This is a genomic window from Amorphus sp. MBR-141 (assembly GCF_053628695.1).
In genome coordinates this window covers 178206-194966 of sequence record NZ_JBRJGW010000002.1, presented here as the reverse complement: position 1 = coordinate 194966, position 16761 = coordinate 178206, and the positions used below count along the sequence as shown (strand labels likewise).

At 66.9% G+C, this 16761-nt stretch carries 13 protein-coding genes; 5 read left to right on the top strand and 8 right to left on the bottom strand.

All coding sequences use genetic code 11. The features are described from left to right. Nucleotides 1-5 precede the first annotated feature (5 nt). From ACSSVZ_RS03435 to ACSSVZ_RS03420, 4 genes are read right to left on the bottom strand one after another with little or no spacing between them, the layout of a single operon-like run. On the bottom strand, nucleotides 6-1454 hold the full coding sequence (locus tag ACSSVZ_RS03435) for a peptide MFS transporter (protein WP_453968315.1): 1449 nt from the start codon (nucleotides 1452-1454) through the stop codon (nucleotides 6-8). A gap of 35 nt (nucleotides 1455-1489) precedes the next feature. Then, nucleotides 1490-2800 carry an NAD(P)/FAD-dependent oxidoreductase gene (locus ACSSVZ_RS03430; protein ID WP_453968314.1) on the bottom strand — a complete coding sequence of 437 codons (1311 nt, stop codon included), beginning with the start codon at nucleotides 2798-2800 and terminating at the stop codon, nucleotides 1490-1492. Next, nucleotides 2797-4200: an aspartate aminotransferase family protein gene (locus ACSSVZ_RS03425; RefSeq protein WP_453968313.1), complete on the bottom strand. Its 1404-nt coding sequence runs from the start codon at nucleotides 4198-4200 to the stop codon at nucleotides 2797-2799. The genes ACSSVZ_RS03430 and ACSSVZ_RS03425 overlap by 4 nt, the downstream gene beginning before the upstream one ends. Beyond that, on the bottom strand, nucleotides 4193-5590 hold the full coding sequence (locus tag ACSSVZ_RS03420; protein ID WP_453968311.1) for a glutamine synthetase family protein: 1398 nt from the start codon (nucleotides 5588-5590) through the stop codon (nucleotides 4193-4195). Before ACSSVZ_RS03420 ends, ACSSVZ_RS03425 begins: the two co-directional genes overlap by 8 nt. Nucleotides 5591-5959: 369 nt before the next feature. On the opposite strand from ACSSVZ_RS03420, the gene ACSSVZ_RS03415 reads away from it, so the two are divergent. The 5 genes from ACSSVZ_RS03415 (at nucleotide 5960) to ACSSVZ_RS03395 (ending at nucleotide 11992) form a co-directional block, all read left to right on the top strand. Continuing rightward, entirely contained in the window at nucleotides 5960-7339 is a 1380-nt protein-coding gene (locus ACSSVZ_RS03415) for a glutamine synthetase family protein (protein WP_453968310.1), read from the top strand. 191 nt (nucleotides 7340-7530) lie between these two features. Next, nucleotides 7531-8625, top strand: coding sequence for a polyamine ABC transporter substrate-binding protein (locus ACSSVZ_RS03410; protein ID WP_453968309.1), 1095 nt, complete (start codon nucleotides 7531-7533; stop codon nucleotides 8623-8625). A gap of 155 nt (nucleotides 8626-8780) precedes the next feature. Next, on the top strand, nucleotides 8781-9929 hold the full coding sequence (locus ACSSVZ_RS03405) for an ABC transporter ATP-binding protein (protein WP_453968308.1): 1149 nt from the start codon (nucleotides 8781-8783) through the stop codon (nucleotides 9927-9929). Nucleotides 9930-10211: 282 nt separating this feature from the next. Next, nucleotides 10212-11162, top strand: a complete 951-nt coding sequence (locus ACSSVZ_RS03400; RefSeq protein ID WP_453968656.1) for an ABC transporter permease subunit — start codon at nucleotides 10212-10214, stop codon at nucleotides 11160-11162. Next, a complete protein-coding gene (locus ACSSVZ_RS03395) occupies nucleotides 11159-11992 on the top strand; it encodes an ABC transporter permease (protein ID WP_453968307.1) in 834 nt (277 codons plus the stop codon). The genes ACSSVZ_RS03400 and ACSSVZ_RS03395 overlap by 4 nt, the downstream gene beginning before the upstream one ends. A gap of 6 nt (nucleotides 11993-11998) precedes the next feature. On the opposite strand, the gene ACSSVZ_RS03390 is transcribed toward ACSSVZ_RS03395, so the two are convergent. The 4 genes from ACSSVZ_RS03390 to groES all read right to left on the bottom strand — a co-directional run bounded on the left by ACSSVZ_RS03390 (nucleotide 11999) and on the right by groES (nucleotide 16718). Next, the gene (locus ACSSVZ_RS03390) at nucleotides 11999-13552 is read right to left on the bottom strand and encodes a phytoene desaturase family protein (protein WP_453968306.1); all 1554 of its coding nucleotides are present in this window, start codon (nucleotides 13550-13552) and stop codon (nucleotides 11999-12001) included. Beyond that, nucleotides 13549-14451, bottom strand: a complete 903-nt coding sequence (locus tag ACSSVZ_RS03385; protein WP_453968305.1) for a mechanosensitive ion channel family protein — start codon at nucleotides 14449-14451, stop codon at nucleotides 13549-13551. The genes ACSSVZ_RS03390 and ACSSVZ_RS03385 overlap by 4 nt, the downstream gene beginning before the upstream one ends. A 275-nt stretch (nucleotides 14452-14726) precedes the next feature. Further along, a complete protein-coding gene (gene groL / locus ACSSVZ_RS03380) occupies nucleotides 14727-16373 on the bottom strand; it encodes a chaperonin GroEL (RefSeq protein ID WP_453968304.1) in 1647 nt (548 codons plus the stop codon). Nucleotides 16374-16430: 57 nt separating this feature from the next. Then, nucleotides 16431-16718: a co-chaperone GroES gene (groES, locus tag ACSSVZ_RS03375; RefSeq protein ID WP_453968303.1), complete on the bottom strand. Its 288-nt coding sequence runs from the start codon at nucleotides 16716-16718 to the stop codon at nucleotides 16431-16433. Nucleotides 16719-16761 lie beyond the last annotated feature (43 nt).

Here is a 16761-nt window from a genome sequence, read left to right as displayed (position 1 = left end):
GCACGTCAGCCCGCGTTACGGGCCGGCTTGGTGAAGCCGATCGCCCGTCTGACCAGCGGCAGCATGAGCAGCAGGAGGGCCGCCGCCGCCACGCAGATCGCGCCATAGACGAAGAAGGCGTGGGAATAGATGGCCGCCTCCTGGGCCGGCGGGGTCCCCTCCGGTACCGAGGCAAGACCTCCCAGGAGGCCGGCGATGTAGTTCGCTCCGGACGTGGCCATCAGCCAGATGCCCATGGCGAAGCCGGCCAGGTGGCGGGGCGCCAGCTCCGTCGTCAGGGCAAGTCCGACCGGCGACAGCAGCAGCTCTCCGATCGACAGCAGCAGGAAGAACAGGACAACCCAGAACGCCGTCGTCTTGGCCCCGACCGGCGTTTCGAAGATGCCGGCGGTGAGGACCCAGTAACCGACGCCCAGGAAGGCGAGGCCGAACGCGAACTTCACCACGTCGTCGAAGCGGATGCCACGCCGCTCGATCGCCGGCCACAGGAAGGCGAGGAACGGCGACAGGGCCAGAATGAAGAAGGGATTGAGCGAGGCGAACTCCTCCGGCGGCGACTGCCAGCCGAACACGTTCAGGTCGAGGTCGCGCTGGGTGAACACCATCACCGAGGTGACGTCCTGCTGGTAGACGGCCCAGAACGCGACGGCGAAGAGGACGAGCACCAGGTGGGCGATCAGCTTGTTGCGCAGCTCGGCCGGCTCGCGGAACACCATCACGACATAGATCGCGATCGCCGCGCTCTCCACCACCGCCAGGAAGATGCCGGCCTCCGAGGGGCGGGAGATCAGATAGATCGAGATCAGCACCAGCCCGACGAGCGCCACTCCCACGAGGCCGCTTTCGCGCAGGCCCCCGGCCGCGTGGGCCGGTGGATGATGATGCTCCTCGAGGTAGCGGCGGCCGTAGAGAAATGTCAGCAGTGACAGGAGTTTGCCACAGCCTGCCGCGGCAAAGGCGACCCAGTAGCCGAACTGGACCGCCAGGATGCCGGCGACCAGGGTGGCTGCAAGCGAGCCGATGTTGATGCCCATGTAGAAGATGGTGAAGGCGGACGCGCGCCGGGTGTCCTGGTCCTCGAAGAAATGTCCGAGGAGGGCGGACACGTTCGCCTTGAACAGCCCGTTGCCGACGACGAGGACGCCGAGCGCGAGGTACATGGTGGCCGTCGAGCTCAGCGCCAGGATCAGGTAGCCGGCCGACATCATGGCGGCGCCGAGAACGATGGCGCGGCCGTGGCCGAGGACGCGGTCGGCGATGACGCCGCCCACCACCGGCATCAGATAGGCAAACGCGGTGAACGCGCCGAACAGCAGGTAGGCTTGGGCGTCCTGCATCTTCAGGACGTCGATCAGATAGAGCGTGAAGACGGTGGTCAGCGTGTAGTAGCCGAACCGCTCCCACAGCTCGGTGAGTGCCAGTACGTAGAGCGCCTTCGGCTGGTCTCGGAACACGTCAATCCCCCCTCCGGATCGGTCGCCGCGCGCACCTACATCCGGTCGCGCAGCGCGAACCACGTCATTGCCAGCACGAGCAGCGGAGTTCTCAGAAGCGTCCCGCCCGGGAAAGCCGGGACGGGCAGCCGCGCGAAGACGTCGAGCGTGCCGGTGTCGCCGTTGATGGCGTCGGCGAGCATCTTGCCCGCAAACGTCGCCGTTGCCACGCCCTGTCCGGAATATCCGCACCCGGCATAGAGCCCGGGCGCGACCCGACGGACGAACGGCATGCGGTGGCGGGTGACGGCGAGGGTCCCGCCCCAGGCGTAGTCGATGGGAACATCGGCAAGGTCCGGATAGACCTCGGCGAGATAGGGGCGGACGAGGCCTGCCACGTCGTCGCGCAGCCGGCGCGTGTAGCTTTCGCCGCCGCCGAACACCAGCCGTCCGTCCGCGGTCTGGCGCCAGTAGCGGACCACGAAACGGCTGTCGGCGACGCACTCCCGTCCCGGTATCAGGCGCTCGGCACCGAGTGGCGCCGTCGCCACGACGTAGTTGTTGATGGGCAGCACGCGCGCTTCGACGCCGGGCGCGATGTCCTTGAGGTAGCCGTTGCCGGCCAGCACCACCTGGTCGGCCTCGACCGACCCGCCGCAGGTTCGGACCAGACGACGGCCGTTGCTGCCGGTGTCGATGCCGACCACCTCGGACCCTTCGTGGATCTGCGCACCGGCGGCGGTCGCTGCCGTGGCGAGCCCGACGGCCAGGGCGAGGGGGTTGAGATGTCCGGCACTGGCATCCCGGTAGCCGCCGACGAACCGTCCGGTGCCGATCGCCGTCTCGATCTCGGCACGGCCGAGCATCGAGAGGGAGGTGACGCCATAGGTGGATGCCATGTGGTCCACCATCCGGCGTTCGCCGTCGAGCGTCTCGGTGGTGTGGGAGGCGCTGATCAGGCCATCCGTCCACTCGCAGGGGATCCGGTGCCGGGCGATGCGTGCGCGCACCAGGTCCTTGGCTGCCTCCGCCAGCTCCCAGAGTTTCGCCGCGTCGTCCCGGCCGACGGTCTTTTCGAGCCAGATCTGGTCGCGGCGCTGGCCGGAATGCACCTGGCCGCCGTTGCGGCCCGACGCGCCCCAGCCGATCCGCTGGGCTTCCAGCAGAATGACCGACCGGCCCGCTTCCGCCAGGTGCAGGGCTGCGGACAGGCCGGTGAAGCCGCCCCCGACCACGCAGACGTCGGCATGGGACTCGCCGCCAAGCGGCGGGTGGAAGCGTTGCGGGACGGTGGCGGCGTAGAGCGTGCGCGGAACGGCGGGGATGCCGCCGCTCTGCGGCGCCGATGCGGCGCCCGCCGCGCTCATGACGCCATTCGGCCGTCGCGCCTCAGGGTCTCCGCAGTGTCGTCGAGGGTCTTGCGGGCCCGGGCGGCGAGCTGGTCGATCTCGTCCCGGGTGATCACGAGCGGCGGCGAGATGATCATGGAATCGCGAACGGCGCGCATCACCAGGCCGTTCTTCAGCGAATTGTCGCGGCACAGGGTGCCCACGGTGCCCTCGTGGGCGAAGCGGGCACTGCGGCTCGGCTTGGCCGGCACCAGCTCTATGGCGCCCATCAGCCCCGCCATGCGCGCCTCGCCGACGAGCGGGTGATCACCGAGCGCCGTCCACTGCTCCTGCAGATAGGGCGCGACTTCGTTTGCGTGCTCGACGACGCCTTCTTCCTCGATGATCCGGAGGTTTTCGAGCGCGGCGGCGCAGCAGGCCGGATGCCCGGAGTAGGTGAAGCCGTGATAGAACTCGCCGCCTTCGGCGATGAACGTGTCGGCCACCCGGTCGGAGACCAGGACGCCGCCGATCGGCAGGTAGCCCGACGACAGCCCCTTGGCGATCGGCATCAGGTCCGGCTGGAGGTCGTAGTATTCCGAGCCGAACCAGCGGCCGAGCCGCCCGAAGCCGGTGATCACCTCGTCGACGACGAACAGGATGTCGTTGGCCGCGAGCACCTTCTTGATCTCGGGCCAGTAGCTGTCGGGCGGGATGATGACGCCGCCGGCACCCTGGATCGGCTCTGCAATGAACGCCGCGATGGTGTCGGCGCCCAGGGCGGCGATCTCGCGGGCGAGCTCCTGTGCCGCCCAGCGGCCGAAGGCGTCCGGATCCTGCTCGCCGCCGTCGCCAAACCAGTAGGGCTGGGCGATGTGGACGATGCCAGGGATCGGCATGCCGCCCTGGCCGTGCATCGCCCCCATGCCGCCGAGGCTGGCGCCGCCGACGGTCGAGCCGTGATAGGCGTTCTTGCGCGAGATGATGGTCTTCTTGCCGGGCTTGCCCTTCAGGTCCCAGTAGGTGCGGACCATGCGGATGACGGTGTCGTTCGCCTCCGACCCAGAGCCGGTGAAGAAGACGTGGTTGAGATGGGCCGGCGCCAGCCGCGCCAGCCGCTCGGCAAGCTCGATTGCCGGCTTGTGGGTCGTCTTGAAGAACGTGTTGTAGTAGCTCAGCTCCGACATCTGCCGGTGCACCGCGTCCGCGATCTCGCGCCGGCCATGGCCGATCTGCATGCACCAGAGCCCCGACATTCCATCGAGGAGCCGGTTGCCGTCGGAATCGGTGATCCAGACCCCGTCGCCGCCGACGATCACGCGCGCGCCCTCGGCGTTCAGCGCTCCCGTGTCCGAAAACGGGTGGATGTGATGGGCGGCATCGCGGCGCCGGAGTTCGGGCGTCGACTGCGGGTCGTTGGACAAGGACACGTCAGACATTGAGGAGGAGGTACTCCCGTTCCCAGGGTGAAATCACGCGCATGAAGGTCTCGTACTCGGCCTGCTTGATGGCGCGGTAGGTGTGCACGAAGCTCTTGCCGAAAATCTCCACCAGCTCTTCGGATTCCTCAAACAGCGCCACCGCCTCCAGCAGGCCGCGCGGCAGGCCGTACGGCAGTTCGCGGGCGGATCCGTCGATCGGTTCGTCCGGCGAGAGCTCCTCTTCGATGCCAAGATAGCCGCAGGCCAGTGACGCCGCGATGGCGAGATAGGGGTTCGCATCCGACGAGGGGACCCGGTTCTCGACACGCCGCGCGTCCGGCGACGAGTGGGGGACGCGCAGGCCCACAGTGCGGTTGTCATAGCCCCAGTAGACGTTGATCGGCGCCGTGGTCCAGCGTTCGAGACGCCGGTAGGAGTTCACGTAGGGCGCCAGGATCGCCATCACGTTGGGCAGATATTTCTGCTGGCCCGCGATGAACGAAAAGAACTCGCGGCTCGGCGTGCCGTCCGCCGTCGAGAAGATGTTCTTGCCGGTCTCGATGTTGAGCACCGAGTGATGGATGTGCATGGCCGAGCCCGGTTCGTTGGTCATCGGCTTGGCCATGAACGTCGCATACATGTTGTGGCGCAGCGCAGCCTCGCGGATCGTGCGTTTGAACAGGAACACCTGGTCGGCAAGGTCGATCGGGTCGCCGTGGAGAAGATTGATCTCCATCTGCGCCGCGCCTTCCTCATGGATCAGCGTGTCGATCTCCAGCCCCTGCGCCTCGGCATAGGCGTAGATGTCGTCGAACACGTCCTCGAACTCGTTCACCGCGGCGATGGAGAACGACTGGCGGCCGATTTCGGGCCGGCCGGAACGGCCGATCGGCGGCTCGAGCGGATAGTCCGGGTCGGTGTTCGGCTTGACGAGGTAGAACTCGATCTCCGGTGCGACCACCGGCTTGAGGCCGCGCAGCCGGTAGAGATCGACGATGCGGCGAAGCACCTGGCGCGGGGCATGTTCGACGGGGCGTCCGTCGCGGTAGCGTGCGTCGTGGATCAGCTGGGCGGCCGGGTCGCTCGCCCAGGGCACGACGCACAGCGTCGAATAGTCGGGCGTGAAGATCAGGTCGGAATCGCTGGGGTCGTGCTTGAACTGATCGTCGTCTTCCGGGTAGTCGCCGGTGATCGTCTGGGTGAAGATCGAGGTCGGCATCGTCAGCGACGGCCCGGCGGCGAACTTCTCCATCGGCATGAGCTTGCCTCGGGCCACGCCGGCCTGATCCGGCACGATGCACTCGACGTCCTGGATCCGGCGTTCCTTCAGCCAGCGGACGGCCTCTTCGTGGGAGGAGACCCCTCTGGCGGATGCCTGCTCGGTCTCGGGGCGGTCTTCGGCGCTCATGTTCACACGTGTGCCTGCGGCGCTTTCGCACCGATCGGCATCCTCATTGATGGCGGCGTGGACTCCCCACGCGTGTGTCGCGTGAGGTGACGAACCCGGCCGGGGCGGCCGGATGCAGGCCCCAGAACCAGTGCCCAACATCATAGAGGCCAGACCGGACACTGCCTAGGTCACAACCTGTCGGGGCGGCGATCTTCGGCGTTGGGGCGCGTGTCATGCCCGGTGACCGGCGGTGCGGTTGGCGGCGATCCAGTGGTCCCACCCTCGCGAAACCTCTTGCAGTGATCGCCGCGGGCTGCTGAAACACCGATCGCCGCCGGTCCGACATCCGGTCCACCGGGGCGACGACCTCAAGACCGCGCTCAGGCAATGACCCCTCAAGATCCGGTGGACTCCATCGCCTCTCCTCTCGACGAGATGGAGCGCTATCTTGCCGTGCATCCGGAGACGGAAGCCGTCGAATTTCTGATCACCGACACCAATGCCGTGATGCGCGGCAAGTGGGCGCCGGCCGGGAGCATCGAGAAGGCGTTCACCTCCGGTGTGGCGTTTCCGCTGTCGATGTACGGGCTCGATGTCTGGGGCCGCGAGGTCATGGAGACCGGCCTCCACGTCGATACCGGCGACCGGGATGGGTTCTGCATGGCAGTCCCCGGATCGCTCCGTCCGGTGCCGTGGGCGGACGTGCCGACGGCCCAGGCCATCCTGACCATGACGACGGAGACCGGTCAGCCCTTCCACGGCGATCCGCGCCATGCGCTGCAGGCCACCATGGCGCGTGCCCATGCGGCCGGGCTGCGGCCCTGCGTCGCCTTCGAGCTGGAATTCTATCTGATGACGGCCGGGGCGGGCGAGACCGCCGCCGACGCGTTCCGGCCGGTCTTGTCGTTCGGGGACGGGCCCGACCGGCAGAACATGTATGCGCTGTCGGACCTGTCCGCCTATGCGGGCCTCTTTGCCGACATCCGGGCGGGCGCAAAGGCGCAGGGCCTGCCCATCGACACGATCATCTCGGAGGCCGCGCCCGGCCAGTTCGAGATCAACCTGAAGCACCGGGCGGACGGGCTCGCCGCCGCCGACGACGCGCTGCTGCTGAAGCGCCTCGTTCAGGAAACGGCCCGGCGCCACTCTCTGCGGGCGACGTTCATGGCGAAGCCGTTCATGCCGTGGGCCGGCAACGGCATGCACCTGCATGTCAGCATGCTGGATGCCGACGGGAACAACGTGTTCGCCGATCCGGCGAAGGGCCAGAAGACCCTGGAGGCCGCCGTGGCCGGTCTGCTCGACACAATGTCGGCGGCGATGCTGGTCTTCGTGCCGACATGGAACGGTTACCGGCGGCTTCTGCCGGGCTCCTACGCCCCGACGCGGGTTGCCTGGGGGCACAACAACCGCTCCGTCGCGGTACGCATTCCGGCGGGCGAGGGCTCGGCGATGCGCATCGAGCACCGGATCGCCGGGGCGGACGCCAACCCCTATCTGGTGCTGGCCGCGATCCTCTCCGGAATGCTGGACGGGATCGAGAGCGGGCGGACCCCGCCGCCGCCCACTGACCGCAATGCCTACGAGGCCCCTGCGCCGCAGTTGCCGGACCAGATGGACGAGGCGCTGCGCCTCTTCAAGAACTCCGACTTCATCCGGCGCACCTTCGGCGTGGAGTATCGGGCCATGTTCGCCGCCATCAAGGAAGCCGAGATCGCGGCCTTCCGCTCCGAGATCTCGCCGCTCGAGCGATCGACCTATCTGTGAGGCTTCCGGGCGCCGGTGCCCGCGCGAAAAGCAGTCTGCCCGATCGGCGACTTCCGCACGCCCTCACAATGGGCAGGCGACCGCGGAAAAATGGTTGAGCGGTAGGGGCACCTTGCTTACGCTCGCGAGTGGGCAGGAGCCGAGGGACCATCTTCGGTGGATACGGCGTCAACAGGGGAGGGTCGACTTCAATGCGCGGACATCTCGCAGGCGGTCTGATCGCGGCGGCCATGATCGTTGCCGGTCCGGTGGCGGCTCAGGACAAAGTCGTCAACGTCTACAACTGGTCCGACTACATCGACGAGTCGATCCTGGCGGACTTCAAGAATGAGACCGGCATCACCGTCAACTACGACGTGTTCGATTCCAACGAGATCCTGGAGACGAAGCTTCTGTCCGGATCGACCGGCTACGACGTGGTCGTCCCCACCGCCTCGTTCCTGGCGCGCCAGATCCAGGCGGGCGTGTTCAAGGAACTGGACAAGTCGAAGCTGCCGAACATCAAGAACATGTGGCCGGTCATCGAAAAGCGGACCGCCATCTACGACCCGGACAACACGTATTCCGTCAATTACATGTGGGGGACCACCGGCATCGGCTACAACGTCGACAAGGTGAAGGAACGTCTGGGTGACGACGCCCCGGTCAATTCATGGGCGCTGGTGTTCGATCCCCAGTATGCGGAAAAGCTCAAGGACTGCGGCATCACCATGCTGGATGCGCCCGAGGAGATCATTCCGGCGGCGCTCAATTACCTGAACCTCGATCCGAATGCGCGCAGCGCCGACGATTTCGAAAAGGCGGTCGAGCTCCTCAAGAAGGTGCGGCCCTATGTCCAGAAGTTCCATTCGTCGGAGTACATCAACGGGCTGGCGAACGGCGACATCTGCGTGGCCATCGGCTGGTCGGGAGACGTCTTCCAGGCCCGCGACCGCGCCGTAGAGGCAAACAACGGCGTGACCATCGCCTATTCGATTCCGAAGGAAGGCGCCCTGATGTGGTTCGATCAGATGGCGATTCCGAAGGATGCGCCGCACCCGGAAGCCGCCATGGCCTTCATCAACTTCATGATGAAGCCCGAGGAAATCGCCAAGGCCACCAACTACATCTACTACGCCAACGGCAACGAGGCGTCGCAGCAGTTCGTGGAGAAGGAGATCCTCGACGATCCGCAGATCTATCCGCCGAAAGAGGTGCTGGAACGCCTCTACACGGTGAAGGTCTACAATCCTCGCGACCAGCGGCTTCTGACCCGGAGCTGGACGACGGTGAAGTCCGGCATCTGATCGACCGGGCGGCGGCGCCATGCCGCCGCTCCTCTTGCGCGGGGCGAGGAGGCCGCAACCGGCGGATCCCGTTCCTTCCGACTTGGAGAACGATCGGCTACGGCATCCCGGCATCGGCCGTGTGACGCGGGCTCATCAGGCAGGTGCGCTTCAACATGGCCAAGCAGGCTCTCGGTCCGATCCGGCGGTCCTTCGCTCCCTGGGATGACCCGGACACCAAGCCGCTGATCCATTTCGACCGCGTGTCGAAGCGCTTCGGAAACTTCACGGCCGTCGACCATGTCGACCTGCCGATCTACGAGCGTGAGTTTCATGCGCTGCTCGGCCCGTCGGGCTGCGGCAAGACCACGCTGATGCGGATGCTGGCCGGCTTCGAGGAGCCGTCCGACGGCGACGTGATCCTCGACGGCAAGAGCCTCAAGGGCGTCCCGCCCTACCGCCGGCCCGTCAACATGATGTTCCAGAGCTACGCGCTGTTCCCGCACATGAGCGTGGAGAAGAACGTCGGGTTCGGCCTCAAGCAGGAGGGCATGGCCAAGAGCGAGATCGCCGACAGGGTGGCGGAGATGCTCAAGCTGGTCCGGCTCGACCAGTTCGCCAAACGCAAGCCTCATCAGCTGTCCGGCGGGCAGCGCCAGCGCGTCGCCCTCGCCAGGTCGATCGCCAAGAAGCCCCGTGTGCTGCTCCTCGACGAGCCGCTCGGCGCCCTCGACAAGAAGCTGCGCGAGGCGACCCAGTTCGAACTCACCGATCTTCAGGTCGATCTCGGAATGACCTTCCTGATCGTGACCCACGACCAGGAAGAGGCGATGACGGTCGCCGACCGGATCGCCGTGATGGACCAGGGGGTGATCCGCCAGGTGGCGACGCCGGCCGAGATCTACGAACAGCCGGCGTCTCGATACGTTGCCGACTTCATCGGAGACATCAACATCCTGGAGGGACGCATCGAGAGGGGCACCGGCGGCGTGACGCGCCTAGTGTCGCCGACGAGCGGTCTCGTCGTCGAGACCGACCAGCCGGTCGAGGGCGATCCGGAAACCGCGTGGTACGCGATCCGTCCGGAGAAGCTGAAGGTGTCGCTCGACCCACCCGCGGAGACCGCGGTCAACGCCGTGAGCGGCGAAATATGGGACATTGCCTACCTGGGCGACGTCTCGATCTATCACGTGAAGCTGGATGACGGCACGGTGATGCGGGCGACCACGGCGAACACGACACGCCTCGTGGAGCGGCCGATCTCCTGGGACGACCGGGTGTGGCTGACCTGGGAGAACAGCGCAGGGGTGGTCTTGACGCACTAGAGCCCTTTCCAACCCGATGGACCTCATCGGGTCGGCGGGAAATGGCTCCGGACTCAAAGGCTTCGGTATCACCTTTCGGTCCGGTCGCAGCCGTGTGGACGGAGAGACCGGGCGAATATCCCTGAGCTGGAGGCGGTTGTATCGGGCCGCCGGGTCAGGTGGGGCAGGGGCTTCGGAACGACGCGGCGCGCGGCTGGGCGATGCCGGGGTGGATGCAGGGCGGGGCGGGACAGGATGGCAGACGAGGAAGCGCTCCGTATCAGCGAACTGACCGGCGAGCCGATGCCGGGCGGACGCGACGTCGCGCCGCTGGAGCGCCGCGGATTTCGCCTGGGCCTGGGGCGGCTGACCCTGATCGGCGTGCCCTATCTGTGGCTGCTGCTGCTGTTCCTGCTGCCGTTCGCCATCGTCTTCAAGATCTCGTTCTCCGACATCACCATCGCCATCCCGCCGTATACGCCGGTCTTCGACATCGCTGACGGGATCGCCGGAAATCTCGCGAAGTTCAGAGAGTTCACCGTCGCGAACTACGGCTTCCTGGCAACCGATTCCCTCTATTATCTTTCCTATCTGTCGAGCGTGAAGATTGCCCTGATCGCGACGGCGATCACGCTGCTGATCGGCTTTCCGCTGGCCTACGGCATGGCGCGCGCGCCGCGCGAATGGCGGCCGCTGCTCGTCATGCTGGTGATCCTGCCGTTCTGGACGAGCTTCCTGATCCGCGTCTACGCGTGGATCGGCATCCTCAGCCGCGAAGGCCTGCTGAACCAGTTCCTGATCTGGCTCGGCATCCTCGATCCGGCGAGCCCGCTGGTGATCCTCTCCACCAACACCGCCGTCTACATCGGCATCGTCTACTCCTACCTGCCGTTCATGGTGCTGCCGCTCTACGCGACGCTGGAGAAGCTGGACGAGACGCTGCTGGAGGCGGCCAGCGACCTTGGCTGCCCGCCCTGGAAGGCGTTCTGGCAGATCACCGTCCCGCTCGCGGTTCCGGGCGTGGTGGCCGGCTGCTTCCTGGTCTTCATTCCGGCCGTGGGCGAGTTCGTCATCCCCGATCTTCTCGGCGGCTCGCAGACGCTGATGATCGGCCGGACGCTGTGGACGGAGTTCTTCAACAACCGCGACTGGCCTCTGTCGTCGGCGATCGCGGTGGTCCTCCTCCTCATCCTGGTGGTGCCGATCATGTACTTCCAGAACCACCAGGCACGCCTGCAGGAGCGCGACCGATGAGACGTGGGGCGAGCTGGTTCAACATCACCTCGATCGTGCTGGGGTTCGCCTTCCTCTACCTGCCGATCGTGCTGCTGGTGATCTACTCCTTCAACGCAGGCCGCAACGTCGCGGTCTGGGAGGGCTGGTCGACCAAGTGGTACTTCGCGCTGCTGCAGAACGAACAGCTTCTGTCGGCCGCCTGGGTGACGCTGCGGGTTGGCCTGCTGTCCGCCACCGTCGCCACCATCCTCGGTACCATGGCGGCCCTGGCGCTCATTCGCGGCGGGATGTTCCGCGGCCGCACGCTGTTCTCCGGCATGGTCTATGCGCCGCTGGTGATGCCCGACGTGATCACCGGGCTGTCGCTGCTGCTGCTGTTCGTCGCCGTCGGCTTCTCGCGCGGCTTCTGGACCATCACCATGGCGCACATCACGTTTTCCATGTGCTACGTGGCCGTCATCGTGCAGTCGCGGCTGATCTCCTTCGACCGGTCGCTGGAGGAAGCCGCCCTCGATCTGGGCGCCACGCCGGTGAAGGCGTTCTTCGCCGTCACGCTGCCGATCATCGCGCCAGCCGTCGCCGCTGGGTGGATGCTCGCCTTCACGCTCTCGCTCGACGATCTGGTCATCGCATCGTTCACCACCGGTCCCGGTGCCACCACGCTGCCGATCAAGATCTACAGCGCCGTCCGGCTGGGCGTGTCGCCGGAGATCAACGCGGTGTGTACGCTGCTCATCGGCGTCGTCACCGTCGGCGTGATCGGCGCGTCGCTGTCGATGAAGCGCAAGGAGGTTCGCCGCCGGCGCGACGAGCAGATGGCCTATGCCGGCAACGCCGCGACCACCTGACGACGATCAACGGCCGCTGCCGGTGCGCGTCACACGCTCCGCCGCCTGGCCGCCGACCTTGAGCGCGCCGGCGAACCCGCCGGCCCCGGCATAGGCGGAGGCCAGCAGCAGACCCGGGACCGGCGTATCGCAGGAGCGCGGGTAGCCCTTCCACACCGGCGTCCGTGGTGGTGACGGAGCGAAGCCGTAGACCGCCCCGCCCGGCGCATTGAGGGCGCGGGCGTGGGTCGATGCGGAGGCAAGCATCCGGGAGGTGATCGCCGACGCAAAGCCGGGAAACTGCCGGTCGATCTCGCCCTCGATCGCCGAGAGCCAGGCGTCGTGCCGGTCGTCGTGGGCGGCTGGGTCGAGCCCGTCCCAGTTCGCCACCCGGTCGACGCCGACGACGGACAGCAGGTAGGGCGCCTCCGAGGCGCCTCCCGCCTCGATCGCCGAATGGTCGACCATGTCGAGAAGCGGCAGGGCCGTGCCGGGCATCTCGCCCATTAGGGCCGCGCACGCGGCGACGCCGTCGAGGCGTTCCATCCCGACCGGCAACAGGATCGTCGAATGGGAGCTGACACCGAAGTCCGCCGGTCTGCGCGCCAGCGCGAAATGCGCGGCGAACAGCGAGATCGACAGGGCGTTGCCCCGGAAGGCGTCGACGAAGCCCGCCCGCGCATCGGCGGGAAGCATGCCGGTGACCACCGTCGGCGCGGCGTTGGCCAGCACCACCGGTGCGTGGATCTCCTCCGCGGCTCCGCCTTCCGCAGCCGAATGGCTGATGCCGCGGACGGAGCCGTCGGCGGCCAGCAGGATGTCCGTCACCGGCCGTCCGGTGATCGCGGAGCCGCCGTTCTGCCGGATCACCTCGACGAGACGGTCGGCGAGAACCTGGGCGCCGCCGCGCAGATACGTGATGCCGTTGGCGAGAGAGGCGGACTGGGCGGCGGCGAAGGCGGGCCACCAGAGATCGGCGGGCCTGTCGTCGAAGGAGGACAGGTTGGCGGCGAGCGCGAACTTCGCGTCTTCGTGTCCGTCGAGGGTTCGGGCGAGGACACCGTCAAGGGTGCGGTCCCAGCCGGAGACGATGGGCCAGACGTCGCGGGCCATGCGGGGCGCTTGGGCGAGCATGCCGGCCATTCCCGGCGACGTTGCGGTGGTCTGCAGGGCTTGCGCCACCCTGGCCATGTCGTCGAGCACCCGGGCGGCGCCCCGCGCGGCATCCGGAAATCGGTCCGCGACGGCAGCCTTCGCGGCGTCGAAGCCGAACGGCAGCCTGAACGGCGCGCCGACCGGGCCGCCGCGCACCTCGAAGAGGTCGGGCACGCCGACGAGGTCCAGCTCGGCGAGGAGGCCCAATTCCGCAAGGTGGCGCCGGTTCGGGTCGCCCGGCGTCCGCCCCTCATCGCCCGGCGCTCCGAGGGAGAGGCCGGCCCGCCGGGTGGTCGAAGCGGCGCCGCCGAAGTGGTCGGAACGCTCCAGCAGCGCGACGGAAAAGCCGCGCTTGGCGAGCAGCGCGCCGGCCATCAGGCCGCCGAGCCCGGACCCGACGATCGCGACGTCGACGGGCCTGCTCATGGGCTCGCGGGCCGGTCGTCTTGAGAGGAACCCTTGGGCGGCTCACCGACCGGAGCGGCGCCGGACGTTGCCGGAACGAAGGTCGTGTGCGGGTAGGGGATGGACAGGCCGGCGCCCTCGACGTCGACCTTCAGGCGGCGCGTGAAGTCCGTCTTCAGCGCCCACAGGTCGCTGGCCGCGCACCAGACGCGCAGCGAAAGCGTCACGGCGCTGTCGCCCAGCTCGGACACGTACACGAACGGCGCCGGCTCTGCGTGGACCCGCGGGTCGCTGGTGGCGATCTGCATCAGCGTCGCGAGACCGTGGTCGACCGAGTCCTCGTAGGAGATGCCCACCGAGACCTCCAGCCGCCGGGTCTGGTAGACCGAATAGTTGGTGACGGTCGTGCCCCAGGCGCTGCCGTTCGGCACGATGATCTGCACGTTGTCGGGGGTGGCGAGTTCGGTGGTGAAGAGGGTGATCTCCTTCACCGTTCCCGACTGGCCGGCCACGGTCACGTAGTCACCCTGCTTGAACGGGCGGAACATCAGGATCATCACGCCGGCCGCGAGGTTCGTCAGGGTGCCCTGAAGCGCGAGGCCGATGGCCAGCGACGTGGCGCCGAGCACGGCGATGAGGCTCGTCGTCTGGAAGCCGAACAGCTGCAGCACGGCGATGACGACGAATGCGAGCACGAAATAATAGGCGAGGCTCGACAGGAACGCATGCACCGTCGGATCGACCCGCCGCGTCCTGTCGAGCATCTGCGTGACGAGGCGGCGGACGACTTTGGCAACGCGCCAGCCGACGACCAGAATCACCAGAGCGTAGATGACGGACAGCCCCTGAAGGGTCAGCCACGTCAGGATCGGGTCCATGACGGAATGTGCGTCGGTGCTCAGCTTGTCGATGATGTCCAACGGTCGCTTGTTCCCTTGTCTGGATCGAGAGAGGGCCGCCGCCGATGCGGGCCTCCCGCCATCCTCCGCCGCCGATGTCTTCCGTTGGACGTCATGAAACGTCATCGCCTCGAAAGTTCAAGAGCGGGGCCCTGGACGGGACCATCGCCCATGAGGGGTCGCCCGGACGACGGCTGGCAAAGAAAAAGGGCCGGCGTTGCCGCCGGCCCCGAAGTGGGCGTCGTCGGATCGGCGAACCCCGAAGGGCCCGCCGATCTCGGCCGTCGCTTGGGAGATTAGAAGCCCATGCCGCCCATGCCGCCCATGTCGCCGCCGGGCATGGCCGGAGCGCCGGAGTCCTTCTTCGGCAGCTCGGCGACCATCGCCTCGGTGGTGATGAGCAGCGAGGCGATCGAGGCGGCATCCTGAAGGGCGGTGCGCACGACCTTGGTCGGGTCGATGATGCCCTTCTCGATCATGTTGACGTACTCTTCCGTCTGGGCGTCGAAGCCGAGATCCGGATTGGAGTCCTCGAGGATCTTGCCAACCACGATGGAGCCTTCGGCACCGGCGTTCTCGGCGATCTGACGGATCGGCGCCTCGAGGGCACGGACCACGATCGAGATACCCGCCTGGACGTCGGCGTTGTCGGACTTCAGCTTGGAGATGGCGGCCTTGCAGCGCAGCAGAGCCACGCCGCCACCGGGGACGATACCCTCTTCGACGGCTGCGCGGGTCGCATTGAGCGCGTCGTCGACGCGGTCCTTGCGCTCCTTCACCTCGACCTCGGTCGCTCCGCCGACGCGGATGACGGCGACGCCACCGGCCAGCTTGGCGAGACGCTCCTGCAGCTTCTCACGGTCGTAGTCCGAGGTGGTCTCCTCGATCTGCGCCTTGATCTGCGACACGCGGGCTTCGATGTCGGACTTCTCGCCGGCACCGTCGACGACCGTGGTCTCGTCCTTGGTGATGGTGATCTTCTTGGCGCGGCCGAGCATCTCCGGGGTGACGCTCTCGAGCTTGATGCCCACGTCCTCGGAAATCACCGTGCCACCCGTCAGGACGGCGATGTCCTGCAGCATGGCCTTGCGGCGATCGCCGAAGCCCGGCGCCTTCACGGCCGCGACCTTCAGGCCACCGCGCAGCTTGTTGACCACCAGGGTGGCCAGCGCCTCGCCTTCGACGTCCTCGGCGATGATCACCAGCGGCTTGCCGGACTGCACGACGGCTTCGAGCACCGGCAGCATCGCCTGCAGGTTGGAAAGCTTCTTCTCGTGGATGAGGATGTAGGGATCCTCGAGATCGGCGATCATCTTCTCGGAGTTGGTCACGAAGTACGGCGAGATGTAGCCGCGGTCGAACTGCATGCCTTCGACGACTTCGAGTTCGGTCTCGAGCGACTTGGCTTCCTCGACGGTGATGACGCCCTCGTTGCCGACCTTCTGCATGGCCGACGCGATCATCTCGCCGATCTCCTTCTCGCCGTTGGCGGAGATGGTGCCGACCTGAGCAACCTCGTTGGAGGTGTCGATCGAGCGCGAGCGGCTCTCGAGATCCTTGATGGCCTCGGCGACGGCGAGATCGACACCGCGCTTCAGATCCATCGGGTTCATGCCGGCGGCAACCGCCTTGGCGCCTTCCTTGACGATCGACTGGGCGAGAACGGTCGCCGTGGTGGTGCCGTCACCGGCCAGGTCGTTGGTCTTCGAGGCCACTTCGCGCACCATCTGGGCGCCCATGTTCTCGAAGCGGTCTTCCAGCTCGATCTCCTTGGCGACGGTGACGCCGTCCTTGGTGATGCGCGGGGCGCCGAACGACTTTTCGATGACCACGTTGCGGCCCTTCGGACCGAGGGTCACCTTCACGGCGTTGGCGAGGATGTCGACACCGCGGAGCATCTTGTCGCGGGCTTCGAGCGAAAACTTAACTTCTTTCGCGGCCATGGGATGGTTCCTTTTATGTCAGTTCGATGGGGCGTCGCGGGCGGCCTGGGGCCTGCCTTACGCGAGAACGCCCATGATGTCGGATTCCTTCATGATGAGGAGCTCCTCACCATCGATCTTCACCTCGGTGCCGGACCACTTGCCGAACAGCACCTTGTCGCCGGACTTCACGTCCGGGGCGACGATTTCGCCCTTGGAATCACGGGCGCCCGCGCCCACGGCGACGACTTCGCCCTGCTGCGGCTTCTCCTGGGCGGTGTCCGGAATGATGATGCCGCCGGCCGTCTTGGTGTCGGACTCGATGCGGCGCACGACGACGCGGTCGTGAAGAGGACGGAAATTCATCGCTTGCTTCCCTCTTGAACTCGGTAAGCGGACAGGCGTCCGC